Genomic DNA, 13,669 nt, shown 5'->3' with positions numbered 1-13,669 from the left:
TCATTTAATATTTTTTATAATATGTTCAACCGCATCGTTGATATCCTGCTGTGACCAGCTTGGTATATTGAGCTCACTGCCGATTTCATGATGGGCAGGCACATGAATGAACCCTGCTTTGACGTCCTTCTGCTGCCTCTTCAATAGGTAGAGCGTCGTATACATGAGCATATTGCACAGATAGGTGCCTGCCGAATTCGAAATGCGTGCCGGCACTGCGGCGGATTTAAGGGCGGATTCAATCTTCTTGATCGGCAATGTTGAAAAAAGGCCGTCAGGACCCCCCTCCTCTATCTTCTCTCCGTCAGGCTCGAACCCTGTGTTGTCCGGCCGGCCATCCATGCAGTTGATGGCGATGCGTTCAATATCGATGGTATGCCGCCCGCCGGCAAGCCCGAGGTTAATTACCGCATCTGGTGCATATTCCTCGATGTCTGCTTTGGCCTGGGCACCGAGCGTCCTGAACTCCACCGGATAGACCCGTCCCACTATATGGAACCCTCCGATCTCCTTCCCATCAAAATATTCGACGGCTGAGCCTGTTGGATTTTCCTTGAATTTCAAAAATGGTTCAAAACCGGTAAGGAGCAGTGTCTGCATTCATACCATCCTTTCAATTTCCTTTTTCGCTTCTACTATACCAAAGATGAAAGTAAACGCCTACAAAATAAATGTCCCCTCTTAAGACAGTCGCCATCTTTTTAATCCATTCTTTAAGGTTACTTAATGAAGAATACGGGTATTTTAATTGAAACGCTTTTCGGATATCGGGGGATTTATGATGAACCACAAAAAGCAATCCAGTTTCAAGAGCCAAACTGCATGGTCGGGCCTGTTATTTGGCATCGGTCTGATGGCGCTTGTCGATGAAATCATTTTTCACCAGTTGCTGCAATGGCACCATTTCTATGATTGGGACACCCCATTCATCGGCATCATGTCTGATGGATTACTCAACGCATTCGGACTTTTCGCACTGGTCGCGGGACTTTTCATGTTCGCGGACCTAAGACGCAAACAAGCCATCTCCCCCAGGCAATGGGCGAGCCCCGTCTTCATCGGGCTCGCTGGTTTCCAGCTGTTCGATGGCATCATCAACCATAAGCTTCTGCGGATTCATCAGGTCCGTTACAATGTCGATGTCCTGCCATATGACCTTGCCTGGAACATTTTCGGCGTCATTCTGCTGATCATCGGTCTCCTGCTGCTTTATACAGAGAAACGTGGTAGGAGGTCGAATTGAGTATGCACGACATGGATAATATGACATCGTTCCTTATGTATGAAGCCGCTGCAGCTTGCCTGGCGCTGGGCGCACTCGTCCTTTACCCTGTGTTGGCCCATTTTGCCAATAGACGACATAGAAGATGGCCCGTGTACCGCCACGTCTTCTGGGCGCTTGGTGTTTTATCTGCAGCTGCGGCACTGGTGGGCCCGCTCGCCCAAATGGCCCATAGCGACTTCACCATCCATATGCTCGGGCACCTTCTGCTTGGCATGCTCGCCCCGCTCCTTATGCTGACGGCTAAGCCGATGACTCTCCTGATGCGGGCACTTGATGTCCGGCATGCACGCAGGCTGAGCAGGCTCTTGAATTATAAGTATGTCCACTTCATCAGTAATCCGGCAGTGGCTTCAGTACTTAATATCGGCGGCCTTTTCCTCATCTACAAGACCGGGCTGTTTACAGCAATGCATACATCCGTCTGGCTGTTTGCACTGATTCATGTGCATGTCTTCCTGGCCGGCTATCTATTCACGATGTCCATCGTCTACATCGACATCACCACACGCCGCTACAGCTTCCTATACCGGGCAGTCGTGCTGATCATTGCGCTTGGTTTCCATAAGATCTTGTCGAAGCTGATCTACGCCGCCCCACCTGAAGGCGTGCCTCAAACTGATGGTCAGACCGGTGCCATGCTGATGTATTACGGCGGCGATGTTATAGACCTCGCTTTGATCATCATCCTATGCAGCCAGTGGTATCAGTCACGGGCACCGAAACCGGCAGTACGATAAAGCTGCGGCAAGGATAGCCCGCCTCAAAAGAGACATGTCCCCTATTGCCGACCTTTGATCCTTAAAACATTCCTTCTCATAAAAAATTTCAAAATATTGTATATTTTTAACCCAACCTTTAAAATGACAGTAATGAGACGAGGGGGAATATTATGAATATAAAGGAAAAGCTTGAGGCATTTAAGAAAGAAGTCGGTAAAGTGATGGTCGGACAGGAGGAGATAGCGGAACTCATCTTCGTAAGTCTGCTGCAGAGGGGGCACATCCTATTTGAGAGCGTGCCCGGAACGGGCAAGACCATGCTGTCGAAAACAGTGGCCCGGGCGGTCGGCGGGACATTCAAGCGCATACAGTTCACACCCGATATACTGCCGTCCGACATTACAGGGCTCAATATCTATAATCCAAAAACGCAGGAATTCGATTTGCGCATCGGGCCAGTCGATACCAACATACTGCTCGCTGATGAAATCAACCGGGCAACACCAAGGACCCAGTCCGCCCTACTTGAAGTGATGGGCGAAAAACAAGTCACAATCGATGGTGAGCGCATCAGTATCGAGGAACCATTCATCGTTCTGGCCACCCAGAACCCGATTGAATCCAGCCAGGGAACTTCGATCTGCCTGAGGCACAACTTGACCGCTTCCTGATGAAGATAGACCTCGGCTACCCTTCCAGGGAAGAAGAGAAGATGATGCTTGGCCTCCATGGCCGCACCCATCCGTTGGATGCCGTTACACCCATATTTACAAAAGATGAAATCGTCGCGCTGCAGGATGAATTATCGGGGGTTGAGGTGAATGGCACCATACAGGATTACATCCTTGACTTGATACATAGCACCCGGGAACACGAATACGTCGAAATCGGCGTCTCACCGCGCGGCACACTGGCATTGGTCCAAGCGGCCAAAGGCGTTGCGCTCTTAAGGGGACGGGACTACGTCATCCCTGAAGACATCAAGTATATAGCACCATTCGTCATCAGCCATCGCCTCGTTTTGAACATCGAAGGCAGCACCCTCACCACTCCGGCCATCATCGCCCAGGAGATTATCGAGACGTTGGAAGTGCCGGTCGAGTATGGAGTGGCAAGAAATGAAGTTTAAGGCAGATTTCAAGGATTCCAAGGCAATGAGCTTTTTTATCGGGGCCGCCATCATCCTGTTCTTGCTGAATGTATTCTATACCATTGACTTGAACGCCATGCTCATCGCATCACTCGGCCTCTTCCTATCATTTGCACTGCTGAACCATCTGTACGAAACGCACATGCCAAAAAAGCTCAAGATTGAAATAATGGATAAAGAAATGCGCATGTACAAAGGGCAGGAGGGAAAGATGCGCATCAAAATTGTGCAGGAAGGACTGCTCCCGATCCTTGAGGGCCGGCTAACCATTACAGCCCGCGATAACATCCGGTTCGATGAAGAACACAATAACGGTACCCGGCACCATACCATGACTTCAGTCCGCTTCACGGTGATGCCAAGAAGTTCAACCGTCATTGAAATCCCGTTTGGCGGGCATGCCAGAGGGGTCAGTAAGATCATAGGCGCCAGAATGGAGATCCCCAGGATCTTTGGCTTCAGCACCTTGGAACTCAAGCAGAGCAGCACCGTAAATCATGAAATCATCGTCTATCCGGACCGCTACGCCACCCACAACGACCAGATGGCGACACCGCCTGTCCAAGGCAGTTTCCAGCAAAAAAATGCCTTGTTCAATGACCCGCTGCTGACGACGGGGACGCGGGAATACTTGCCGCAGGATAGTATGCGTGACATCCATTGGAAAGCGTCTGCCCGGACGGGAGGCTTGCAGACGAAGCGCTATGAAAAGACGACGAAAGTCACTTGGATGATTCTGATCAATCTGCAATCCGATGTCTCATATATGCCGCCCGAGAACATTGAAACCATCTTCGAGAAGATTGCGTTCATCACCAGTCAGGCTGCCGAAAACGGCATCCCCTATAAGATCATCTCGAACATGGTCACTTTCGACAACCGCTCTTTCTTCAGTCTTGAAGAGGGCAGCGGCGCCCGCCACTATAAAAGAACTCTAGAAGCGCTATCACGCATCAATACAGTCACCTATACCGTGCCTTTCGAGCGGTTTTTGAAGCATGTGCGCCTGCATGAAGAGATTCCTGCCCATGTCATTTTTACAGGAAAGGCAGATGCAGCCATCGAGGCTGAATTATCGATGTTCAGAGCAAAGGGCGCACACATATTCCAATTGGATACCCACGGCGTCGCCCCTTTTGATGCCCACAGCATCAGGGGGTGTCGGTATGAGCCGGATGAAATATAATCTTGGACTCGCCCACACCTACTTCACCGATATGTTCCCGCTGCTGTTCGTTATAGTGCTGATCAATGTCCACAACAACAAGGCGCCCCTTGTGCTGCCGTTTGTGGCTTTAGTCGCAGCCGCTTTAATCGTAAGCTTCCTTATTGTCGGGCGAGTGGATATGAACCGCCTGTATTTCATGTTGCCTGTGTTGCTTGCGGCCGCATTCCTATTTGGTTTCAACTGGTTGGCCGCACTCCTCACCGCCTACATCCCGATACTCCGGCTCGAATATCTACACGATGATTCTAAAGGGATGCCGTCGCCTGCTGCACTCATCACGACCTTCCTTCTGCTGATCGGCACAAACCTTATCGGTACCTCAGAAGCAATCGCCCACACCCAGCTCTTCCATGGCATATTCCTTGGTCTGCCGCTGTTCTTCTTCATCGGCAGGCTGATGGTCCACCTTATCGGCAATGGGTATGCCGCCACAAGGAACATCTCGATACTCCTTATGGCAGCAGGCACATTTATAGTGCTCGGAGGTATCTTCAGCCTCATCTACAATTATGCAGCCTTCGCCATGAAATATTTGGTGGTACTGCTTTTAAACGGTATGATATTCCTCCTCCGCCCCCTCTTTAACGCACTTGAAGATGTCGAATTGGAGATGCCGAAGATGGAGTCTGAAGAACAATCTGCTGAAGAGGGAGAACCGGTACAGGAACAGCTTGAGCAGGGCACCACATTCAACCATGTGCCATTCGACACGATCATGATGGTTCTACTTGCGGTGGCCATCATTGTCGGGCTCTATATCTACTACAGGAAAAGGGAGCAGCCTACTGCTGAGGAGTCATCTGCACACACTTCCGCCAATGCATCGGTTTCACATTCTGCATTGCCGGAACAGAAAAAGATGAAAGCACCGGATGACCGCGTCAGAAAGGTATACTTCAATTTCGAGAAATGGTTGGCTTCAAAGGGCATGGGACGATACCGCAATGAAACGATAGAAGAATGGATCGATCGCCTAGAGCTCTACACGCTCATCGACCAGGATCGGCTCGACACCTATATGGAAACGCGCTACAGGAGCCAGGATGCAACCCATAAGGACTATATGGCATATAAAGATAATATACGAGTCATGAAAAAAGCCATCAGCACTCATGTGAAAGTCCGGAAAGTTGATTGATCATTCTGAAATCATAAGGCTTTCGATAGATGTCACCCAACCAACTATGTTAAGGTGAACGTGTAATATGCAAAATGCATCATCATTGTTCCCCGCCAGTTGGTTTAGAGCTTCAATTTCAACGTCTAAAAACACTATCGAAAGGAGCATGTATCATGATGAAGCGCTGGCCGATACTACTACTTATTGCAGGACTGCTGCTGGTGATCAGCGCGTGCAGCGGAAATGAGGAAGGCAGTTCAGATGACACCAGTCAGGAGACTGATGAGGCGACAACAGAAAGTACTGAAGAAAGCACCGAAGAGAGCGCCAGTTCAAATGGCGAAGAGATGACCGTTCCCCTAAAGGATGCTGACGGTGAGGAAGTTGCTGAAGCAACATTGACCCCTGCCGAAGCTGGCGTCACAGTCAAATTGACCGGTGACGGAGTGGCAGACGGAGAAGGAGAACATGGCTTCCACGTCCATGAAAAAGGCGTATGTGAAGCACCCGATTTCAAATCAGCCGGTGGCCACTACAACCCTAATGACGCCAATCACGGTAAAGAAGATCCGGATGGCCCCCACGCAGGCGATTTCGATAACGTAAAGACCGACTCCAATGGAAACTTGGAAGAAACAGAGTTTACGACAGATCAGATCAGCCTGGATGAAGAGGCAGCTAATACCGTGATGAATAAAGACGGTACTGCCCTTGTTATCCATGAAAAGGCGGATGATTATTCAACGCAGCCTTCTGTGATGCAGGAGATCGTATCGCATGTGGTGTAATCGCCGAGCCTAAATAGCCCACAGCTCAAATAAGCACGCAATGGAACCATATGTCGCCATCCCCTTCAGCGTTAGGCTGAAGGGGTTTTTCTTACGATTAGTCAATAGATTTCAAGCATATATTCCATGTTTTTCATCCCTATCCAGCGGGGCGCCCCGCTGGATAGGGGTGTTGGCATGCCAAATAGGCCCTGCTTTTTCAGTTTTTTCGGAGCAGGGGCTGTGATATACTTGAGTTACGAATTGACGCAGTGGTGGGTGGCCACAGCGTAATCATATCGCTGTCCAACGGTGACAAGATGGAAGAGGCACTTCAAAAACTTGTTCACACAGGCGATGCAGGCAACCTTATGGTGTTTACCATGGGGTTGCTTTTTTAGTTTCCGATAGTAGTCCACCAGATGGTTATCCGCGTGCCTCTGGTTCCGGATCATATTCTCGATCATGTAGTACAGGATTTTCCTTAGATGCTTATTGCCGCGCCGATTGATCTTATCCTTGTACAGAAGGGTGCCGGACTGATGGCGGCGGATGTCGATGCCGGTATAGGCATTCAGCTGATTGGCCGTGTCGAACCGGCGGATGTCTCCGGCTTCAGCGATGATACGGACCGCTGTAATGTCTGCGATCCCTGGAAAGCTCTTCAGGATATGGTATTCCGCCTGTTCCTGAGACATGGCGACCATTTGCTGGATGAGCCGGTGCTTCAGCTCCAGCAGGGTCTGACAGCGTGCAGCATAGTTTCTGAGCTGTTCAATCCGGACGTCATCCGCAGACAGTGCCGGATAGGCATCTGCGGCCGCCGACATCAGCTGATCGGTTTTCTCTTCTGCGCGTTTTCGGGACTGGCGCTTTCCGGTGCTGCCGAGGATCATATTCTTCACTTTCGTTCTGGACAGCACAGTCACCCGATCGGGATGCGGAAACAGTTGGAGTATGGAAAGATACAGGTCGGAAGTTCGGGTAAAGAGCTGCTCCAGTTCCGGGAAGGTCATCTGGACCAGGGCATGCATCCGGGTTCTCAGCCGGACAACCTCCTGCTCCAGTTCAGCATAGTGGCGGGAGAGGCTGCGCATTTCTTCGTAATACCCTTCTTGAACCTGTTTGTTGCGAGGCGGATGGGTAAAACAGGCCTGGGCGAGTTTATGTGCATCACTCCGGTCCGTCTTGTGCATCCGCATGGACAGGCTCTGCATCTTGGCCGCCAGTGGATTGAGCAGCGCATACTCGAACCCGCATGCCTGCATGAAGCGTTCCAATGCCTTTGAGTAGACCCCGTGGCTTCAAATACAATAGCGGGCAGGACGCCATCCTGTTTCCGTTGCGCCTCAATCCGGATCCGTACATCTTCAAAAGCCGACCTGGCATGCGTGATGTCCCCTTCGAATATACAGTGCTGCCAAGCATCATAGACGACCATGTAGCTGTGTCCCATACTGACATCAAATGCGATGACACTTTTCATTTGGTTCTCCTCCTTTTTTTACGCAGAAGTGACCACGTATCCCCATCGATTCCCTTTTCTCATACTCGATCTCGAAGATCCCACATACTGAATCTGATTCAGATAAGGATAGTGGAGCTGGCCCGTTTTTATTCCGGATTCTAAATCCTAAAACCCCGTCGACCTGATCTCCACTCCTACTATATGAAAATAGTACCACAGGACCTGGCCGGGTCCTGTGGTACTAATCTTAGTATGTTTCTATTGAACGGTTGAATCGCCCCCTTCCCCTACTTCTTCAAAAAATTTCCTGGGAATATATATAGGTAATATATGAAAAATGAATGTAGAGTGTTATCCTAAGAGATAATAATAGAAAGGAGCTGCCTTATGACACGTTACATACGCTATACAACAGGGGCACTGTTGTTTTTTCTTCTGGCTGGCTGCAGCAGCCCGGAAGACCAGTTGAAGTCCACTATCGAGCAGACTGATGAAGTGAAGACTGAAATTACCGAGAGCCTTCAGACATTGAATGATCTCGATGCGAAAATGCAATCCGTATTTACTGAAAGCCTCGAAGAGGACACATTCAATGCTGAGGGTTCAGCGCTCGCGGACAACCGCAGTAAACGTGCCGATGCGCTGCAGGCGCTTGAAGAGCACACCGAAGCATTCATCTCCAAACAAGAAAATCTGGAATCGATTGAATTACCATCTGACGAGCCAAAGCTCCATGATGATTATAAGACAGTCCAGGAGGCATATGGTACCCTCCGTTCCCACCTGGAATCTTTCACTGAAAATTATCAAGGTGCACTGGACACTCAAAAATCCGTCTTCGAGACATTAGCATCGGAAGATGCAGACTTCAAGGCACTGGAAAATGGAATCGAGGACATCAATGAGGCTTACGACCCTGTACAAAAGGAATATTCTGCGCTCGACGAGGCACTTATCAATCTGGAAGATGCGCATCAGGCCGCTCTGGCCACTTTCGAAGAAAGCGGGAGAATTGATTGGAACATGTAAAATATACATTCATAACTTTACTGCTTGTTTTTCTCGTCGGCTGCGGCAATGAAGACACTTCAAATGATGATGCACAATCTGAGGCAAAAGATACAGAGGAGATGAGCGAATCTAAAGAGGAGGCAACTTCATCGTCTAATGCTTCAGAAGATGCCAACGAAGAAGAGAGTGAAGAGCAGGCTGATGCGTCATCCACGGCAAAGCAGGCCTATTATGTGGACCCGGCTTCCTACCGCATCTTGCCGCTCGAAGATGACGCATCCCGTGTGGCGCTATTGACTATAGATGACGCGCCGGATCAGCACGCACTCGAGATGGCCGAAACATTGAAGAAACATGACGCGCCGGCCATATTCTTCGTCAATGGCATGTACCTCAATACGGAGGAAGGCAAAGATACGCTCCAAAAGATTTATGATATGGGGTTCGAAATCGGTAACCATACGATGACACACGCGAACTTAAGCAATCTGGACCCACAAGCAACGGTTGATGAAATCATCCCGGTCAACGATATGGTCGAAGAGATCACCGGAGAACGCCCACGCTTCTTCAGAGCACCGTTTGGCGTCAACACCGATGCTTCGATCCAGGTGACTGAAGATGAAGATATGACATTGATGAACTGGACATACGGTTATGACTGGGAAGCCGAGTACCAGGACGCAGATGCCCTCGCTGATATCATGGTCAATACCGAACTGCTCGATGACGGGGCCAACCTGTTGATGCATGACCGAACGTGGACAAAGGATGCCCTTTCAGAAATCGTCTCCGGATTAAGGGCGAAAGAATACGAACTGATCGATCCGGCTAACATCCAAAGTGCAAGGGAGGAAGACGCAGATGAAGAGTAAAGTGATGCTTTTATGTTTGATCCTTGGTCTGATGATGCCAATTACGGCTAAAGCGGAAGGCTTGAACCTGAATGAAGGGCCTCTGCTTAAAATGCCGGAAACCATACCTGATAAATTTTCATACGATAGCGGCGTCGATATTCCCTACCCAGAAGACGGCGTTAAAGGTATTTTCGTCACAGGCTATTCCGCCGGAGGTGAACGCATGTCGAATCTTGTATCGCTCCTCAACGATACAGACTTGAATGCAATGGTCGTCGATGTCAAGGAAGACGCCGGAAACATCATGATGCCACTGGAAGGCGCAAGTGAGATGGCCCAGAAGAACATGCAGAATTATGTCGATCCAGATCAGCTGATGGAGACGATGGAGTCCGAATCCATCTACCCCATTGCACGCATCGTCGCATTCAAGGATTCTCAACTGGCCGAAGCCCGTCCAGATCTATCATTCACCCACGATGATGGGACCGTCTGGAAAAATGGCCGCGGCGAGAGCTTTGTCAATCCATTCCTGAAAGAAGTATGGGATTATAATGTGGACATTGCGATTGAAGCCGCCAAGCTCGGTTTTAAAGATATCCAGTTCGACTATGTGCGTTTCCCGGAAGGGTTTGAAAACCGTGCGGACACTTTAAACTATGATGCTGCAGAGTATGACGATGGGAATGCTGATGATGTCCAGCAGCGCGTCAATGCCGTCACCGACTTTGTCGAATATGCCCGCGAAAAGCTCAAACCCTACAATGTTGATGTTTCAGTCGACATTTTCGGCTATGCTGCTACAGTACCGGAAGCACCTGGAATCGGACAGAACTTTTCGAAGATATCCAATAATGTCGATGTCATCTCATCCATGATCTATCCAAGCCACTGGGGTCCCGGGGATTTTGGCTTCCAGACACCTGACCTTGAACCATATGGCGTCATCGACTCCTATATGGAAGTCGAAAATGAGGTTTTGAATTCTCTAGATTCCCCACCACTCTCCAGACCATGGATCCAGGACTTCACTGCCTCCTACTTGGGTGCCGGAAACTATCTGAATTACGGCGTCGATGAATTGGAAGCCCAGATCCAGGCACTCCATGACAACGGTGTCGATGAATTCCTCCTGTGGGATGCAACCAATAACTATACAAGAGGCGTGGATTACACCCCTGAATGATGATCGAGTTCAGTCCGAATAGATGTTAAAGAATAAAAATATCTCTCCAGTCTTTTTAGATCAGAGAGATATTTTTATATCGTCAACCTTCATTATTATTTAAGTCCTCCCGATACAGAAGTTGTTTTTTATGTGCTTGTGGGGCATCGATTACTTCATTAGTCTTCGAAAGAGATTCTTAGGCACCCAGAAGTGTTTCTAATTCATCCAATATCCAATTCGGTTCTGTTATATCTGTGTCCACTGACCTTTTCCGAAAAGTTGCGCTAACACCTGACTATTTCCAATTCACTAAACAGACCTTCTAGGTTTCATCTTCTTCTAAAAACTCATGTATTTTCAATTAATATAGACAATGATTAGTACACTGGTTTTTGGACTCAATTTATATGAATAAAGGACGATCTCATGCATACATAAAATCGTCCAATTAACGGTCGTTTATTGGAACATTGGAGGAAGGGCGTCTAGGGAGAATCATCATAATTTTATACGCTTGTTTGCCTTGAAAAATCAATCCATTTCATCCATCAGTGATTGACAGATTCCACCCATCCAACGATGGATGAATGACTACCCACATTAAATTCTTGGATACCAGATATCATCTGAGTATTTAGTCAAGATAATGAATTAGACAAAGTAGGTACGAAGTGCCTAGGGTATAATGTTTCTTTCTTTTTCGCAAGATGAAAACTGGCTATCAAAGTGCTTTCAAAAACTTTGCATTAAGGGGATATACAATTGTCTAACTTAAACTTGAAATTCGTGATGTATAAAAAAACTTCTTTCTAATATATAATTAATAGTAATTGGAGTGATATTTTTGAGAAAATCTATATTTAAATACAATAAAATCGTACTGTTTGATGAAGATGCTGCCTTAGATATACTTGATCAAAATGATGGAGGAAGACTACAATACTTTGAAAAAGTCACTAGAGATGCTAAATTTGATTTGGTATCAAAGATGACTGGATCTTCAAAACCGATTGATAATATAGAAGTAGCTTTAGGCTTCTTTTCTAGACTTAACTTTGAAAAAAAGATTGAGCAACAAATGACAAATACTATAAAAAATGATTTCCTAGCCAAAATCGAAGATAAAATAACAGATTTTGATTTAGAATACATTCAGGGGTATAAGTTGAATATATTGGAAAAAACAACTACTTATTTAAAAACCCTTTCTCCGATTATAGGAATGATAAAAGATATAGAGAAGTTCTCAAATACAACGGAAATGAAAGACATAAACTTCGAAAAATTCGAAGAAACTTTAGATGACATGAAAGCCTACCACGAATTTTTAGCTAATAAAGGTAATTCATATAAAATAATAAGAGTGAATCCTAAACACATGGTAAATGATTATAAATTAACGGACCTTAGAAGTATGAGCTTAAATATGGTAGGTGTAAAAATTGGGCAAGCTACAATTAAAGAAATTTCTTTTGAATCTCTAGTTAACACAGATGATAGTAGAGTTTTTGTTAATGAAGGTAATGATACAGATAGTAGAATTGACAAGATATCAGAAGCCACTAAGGAAAACCCATCGAAAGATGATAATCCTCCCTCGCCAGAGAAAATAACGAACTCACAAGTATTGGTAGAGAGAATAGGCGAGGATAGAAAATTAGATGTGATAGATTTAATAGTAGCGGGTGTTAAGTAATGGAGAACAGTATCTACCTTGTAAAAGGGGTCGTTGATCAATTTTATTCAGCTAATAAAGATATAAACTTTTATAACTTAATTGATTTACTGAATTTGAAAAGTAGCACTGAAGATATTGATGTGGAATATCAACCGACAGTTGGGGTAGGAGATTATATATTAAATGAAGGTAGCGTAAAAAGGCTAAGTAATAGTTTTAGTAATGAGGTATCTTTATTTATAAAAAACTTGATGGAGAAAAGTATTATAGAGAACTTATATGTGATTCTTCCTACAAAACAATTAGAAGATTCTTTATATAAAATATTAGGTGATATAATTCAAGAGTGTAACTATAGTTTTCCGAATTATAGTAACGATGACGTAATTAATACTTTTCAATTGGTCAATAGTGAGATTATAGGACAAGACGCTGCATTAAAATCCATACATTCAAATATAATGAAGAACTTCGTTAATGAGGATACTAAGGTCATCATGATATATGGCCCCTCCGGAGTTGGGAAAACAGATGCAATACTTCAGATACATGAGAGCATATTTGGTCATAAAGATATAAGAAGAATACAAATGTCTATGCTTAACGACATAAAAGGTCATGATTATTTATTTGGAAATGATATTAACGAGAGATCCTTGTCAGAAGACTTATTAAAGAGAAAAAGTAAATTTATTTTATTAGACGAATTCGATAAATGTAACCCTCATCTTTACAATGCTTTTTATCAAATGTTTGATGAAAGTAAGTATAAAGATAATCACTTTGAAGTTGATTTAAGAGATAATGTTATATTTTGTACTTCCAATTTTCAATCCATAGAAGAAATTATTGCTCATGTAGGTAGACCTATATTCAGTCGATTTGATAAAGTAGTAAAATTTGAACATATTGCTAATGACGTAAAACAAAAAATTCTTTATAAACATGTGGAGGAGGTTTATAAGAATTTACTAGATCCATATAAGAAACAAGTCAAAATAGAAGATATAATGAATATTTTAGAGCATGAATCGCTAGAAAATAGGAATATAAGAGAGATTAAAAATTTGGTTGTTTATATTTTCAACCGGTATATATTTAATATCTTCTTACAGAGTAAGTGAAGAACTTTTTATATTACCCTTGACACTAAATAAACATTAATAGGATATTGATTTTACTAATTACCACTTTCATCTTTATTTTGCATGTAAATGA

General features: G+C 45.5%; 13 protein-coding genes and 1 pseudogene. 12 read left to right on the top strand and 2 right to left on the bottom strand.

Annotation, left to right across the window (positions count from 1 at the left end):
* The gene (locus tag ACYF68_RS05090) at nucleotides 1–600 is read right to left on the bottom strand and encodes a pyroglutamyl-peptidase I (RefSeq protein WP_461045602.1); all 600 of its coding nucleotides are present in this window, start codon (nucleotides 598–600) and stop codon (nucleotides 1–3) included.
* A gap of 178 nt (nucleotides 601–778) precedes the next feature.
* Here ACYF68_RS05090 and ACYF68_RS05085 point away from each other — a divergent pair, with 178 nt between their 5' ends.
* The 7 genes from ACYF68_RS05085 to ACYF68_RS05055 all read left to right on the top strand — a co-directional run bounded on the left by ACYF68_RS05085 (nucleotide 779) and on the right by ACYF68_RS05055 (nucleotide 6,290).
* Nucleotides 779–1,243, top strand: coding sequence for a DUF2243 domain-containing protein (locus tag ACYF68_RS05085; RefSeq protein WP_461045601.1), 465 nt, complete (start codon nucleotides 779–781; stop codon nucleotides 1,241–1,243).
* A gap of 2 nt (nucleotides 1,244–1,245) precedes the next feature.
* The gene (locus ACYF68_RS05080) at nucleotides 1,246–2,022 is read left to right on the top strand and encodes a cytochrome c oxidase assembly protein (RefSeq protein WP_461047497.1); all 777 of its coding nucleotides are present in this window, start codon (nucleotides 1,246–1,248) and stop codon (nucleotides 2,020–2,022) included.
* A gap of 152 nt (nucleotides 2,023–2,174) precedes the next feature.
* Nucleotides 2,175–2,675: an AAA family ATPase gene (locus ACYF68_RS05075; RefSeq protein ID WP_461045600.1), complete on the top strand. Its 501-nt coding sequence runs from the start codon at nucleotides 2,175–2,177 to the stop codon at nucleotides 2,673–2,675.
* Nucleotides 2,675–3,133, top strand: coding sequence for an AAA family ATPase (locus tag ACYF68_RS05070; RefSeq protein WP_461045599.1), 459 nt, complete (start codon nucleotides 2,675–2,677; stop codon nucleotides 3,131–3,133). Before ACYF68_RS05075 ends, ACYF68_RS05070 begins: the two co-directional genes overlap by 1 nt.
* The gene (locus ACYF68_RS05065) at nucleotides 3,123–4,340 is read left to right on the top strand and encodes a DUF58 domain-containing protein (protein WP_461045598.1); all 1,218 of its coding nucleotides are present in this window, start codon (nucleotides 3,123–3,125) and stop codon (nucleotides 4,338–4,340) included. Before ACYF68_RS05070 ends, ACYF68_RS05065 begins: the two co-directional genes overlap by 11 nt.
* Nucleotides 4,321–5,520, top strand: a complete 1,200-nt coding sequence (locus ACYF68_RS05060) for a hypothetical protein (RefSeq protein ID WP_461045597.1) — start codon at nucleotides 4,321–4,323, stop codon at nucleotides 5,518–5,520. Before ACYF68_RS05065 ends, ACYF68_RS05060 begins: the two co-directional genes overlap by 20 nt.
* A 155-nt stretch (nucleotides 5,521–5,675) precedes the next feature.
* Entirely contained in the window at nucleotides 5,676–6,290 is a 615-nt protein-coding gene (locus ACYF68_RS05055; RefSeq protein WP_461045596.1) for a superoxide dismutase family protein, read from the top strand.
* Between the two features lie 236 nt (nucleotides 6,291–6,526).
* Here ACYF68_RS05055 and ACYF68_RS05050 read toward each other — a convergent pair.
* Nucleotides 6,527–7,755 (bottom strand): annotated as a pseudogene (locus ACYF68_RS05050) (IS110 family RNA-guided transposase).
* 369 nt (nucleotides 7,756–8,124) lie between these two features.
* Between ACYF68_RS05050 and ACYF68_RS05045 the strand changes: the two are divergent.
* The 5 genes from ACYF68_RS05045 (at nucleotide 8,125) to ACYF68_RS05025 (ending at nucleotide 13,575) form a co-directional block, all read left to right on the top strand.
* The gene (locus ACYF68_RS05045; protein ID WP_461045595.1) at nucleotides 8,125–8,766 is read left to right on the top strand and encodes a YkyA family protein; all 642 of its coding nucleotides are present in this window, start codon (nucleotides 8,125–8,127) and stop codon (nucleotides 8,764–8,766) included.
* On the top strand, nucleotides 8,754–9,623 hold the full coding sequence (locus ACYF68_RS05040; RefSeq protein WP_461045594.1) for a polysaccharide deacetylase family protein: 870 nt from the start codon (nucleotides 8,754–8,756) through the stop codon (nucleotides 9,621–9,623). The genes ACYF68_RS05045 and ACYF68_RS05040 overlap by 13 nt, the downstream gene beginning before the upstream one ends.
* Complete coding sequence (locus ACYF68_RS05035; RefSeq protein ID WP_461045593.1) at nucleotides 9,613–10,791, top strand: putative glycoside hydrolase; 1,179 nt, start codon at nucleotides 9,613–9,615, stop codon at nucleotides 10,789–10,791. The genes ACYF68_RS05040 and ACYF68_RS05035 overlap by 11 nt, the downstream gene beginning before the upstream one ends.
* An 826-nt stretch (nucleotides 10,792–11,617) precedes the next feature.
* On the top strand, nucleotides 11,618–12,469 hold the full coding sequence (locus ACYF68_RS05030) for a DUF6414 family protein (protein ID WP_461045592.1): 852 nt from the start codon (nucleotides 11,618–11,620) through the stop codon (nucleotides 12,467–12,469).
* The gene (locus ACYF68_RS05025; protein WP_461045591.1) at nucleotides 12,469–13,575 is read left to right on the top strand and encodes an AAA family ATPase; all 1,107 of its coding nucleotides are present in this window, start codon (nucleotides 12,469–12,471) and stop codon (nucleotides 13,573–13,575) included. The genes ACYF68_RS05030 and ACYF68_RS05025 overlap by 1 nt, the downstream gene beginning before the upstream one ends.
* The last annotated feature ends 94 nt before the right edge of the window (nucleotides 13,576–13,669 follow it).

This window comes from Salinicoccus sp. CNSTN-B1 (assembly GCF_054792835.1).
Note: the sequence above shows the minus strand (reverse complement) of the source record. Positions and strands in the feature narration are given on the sequence as shown.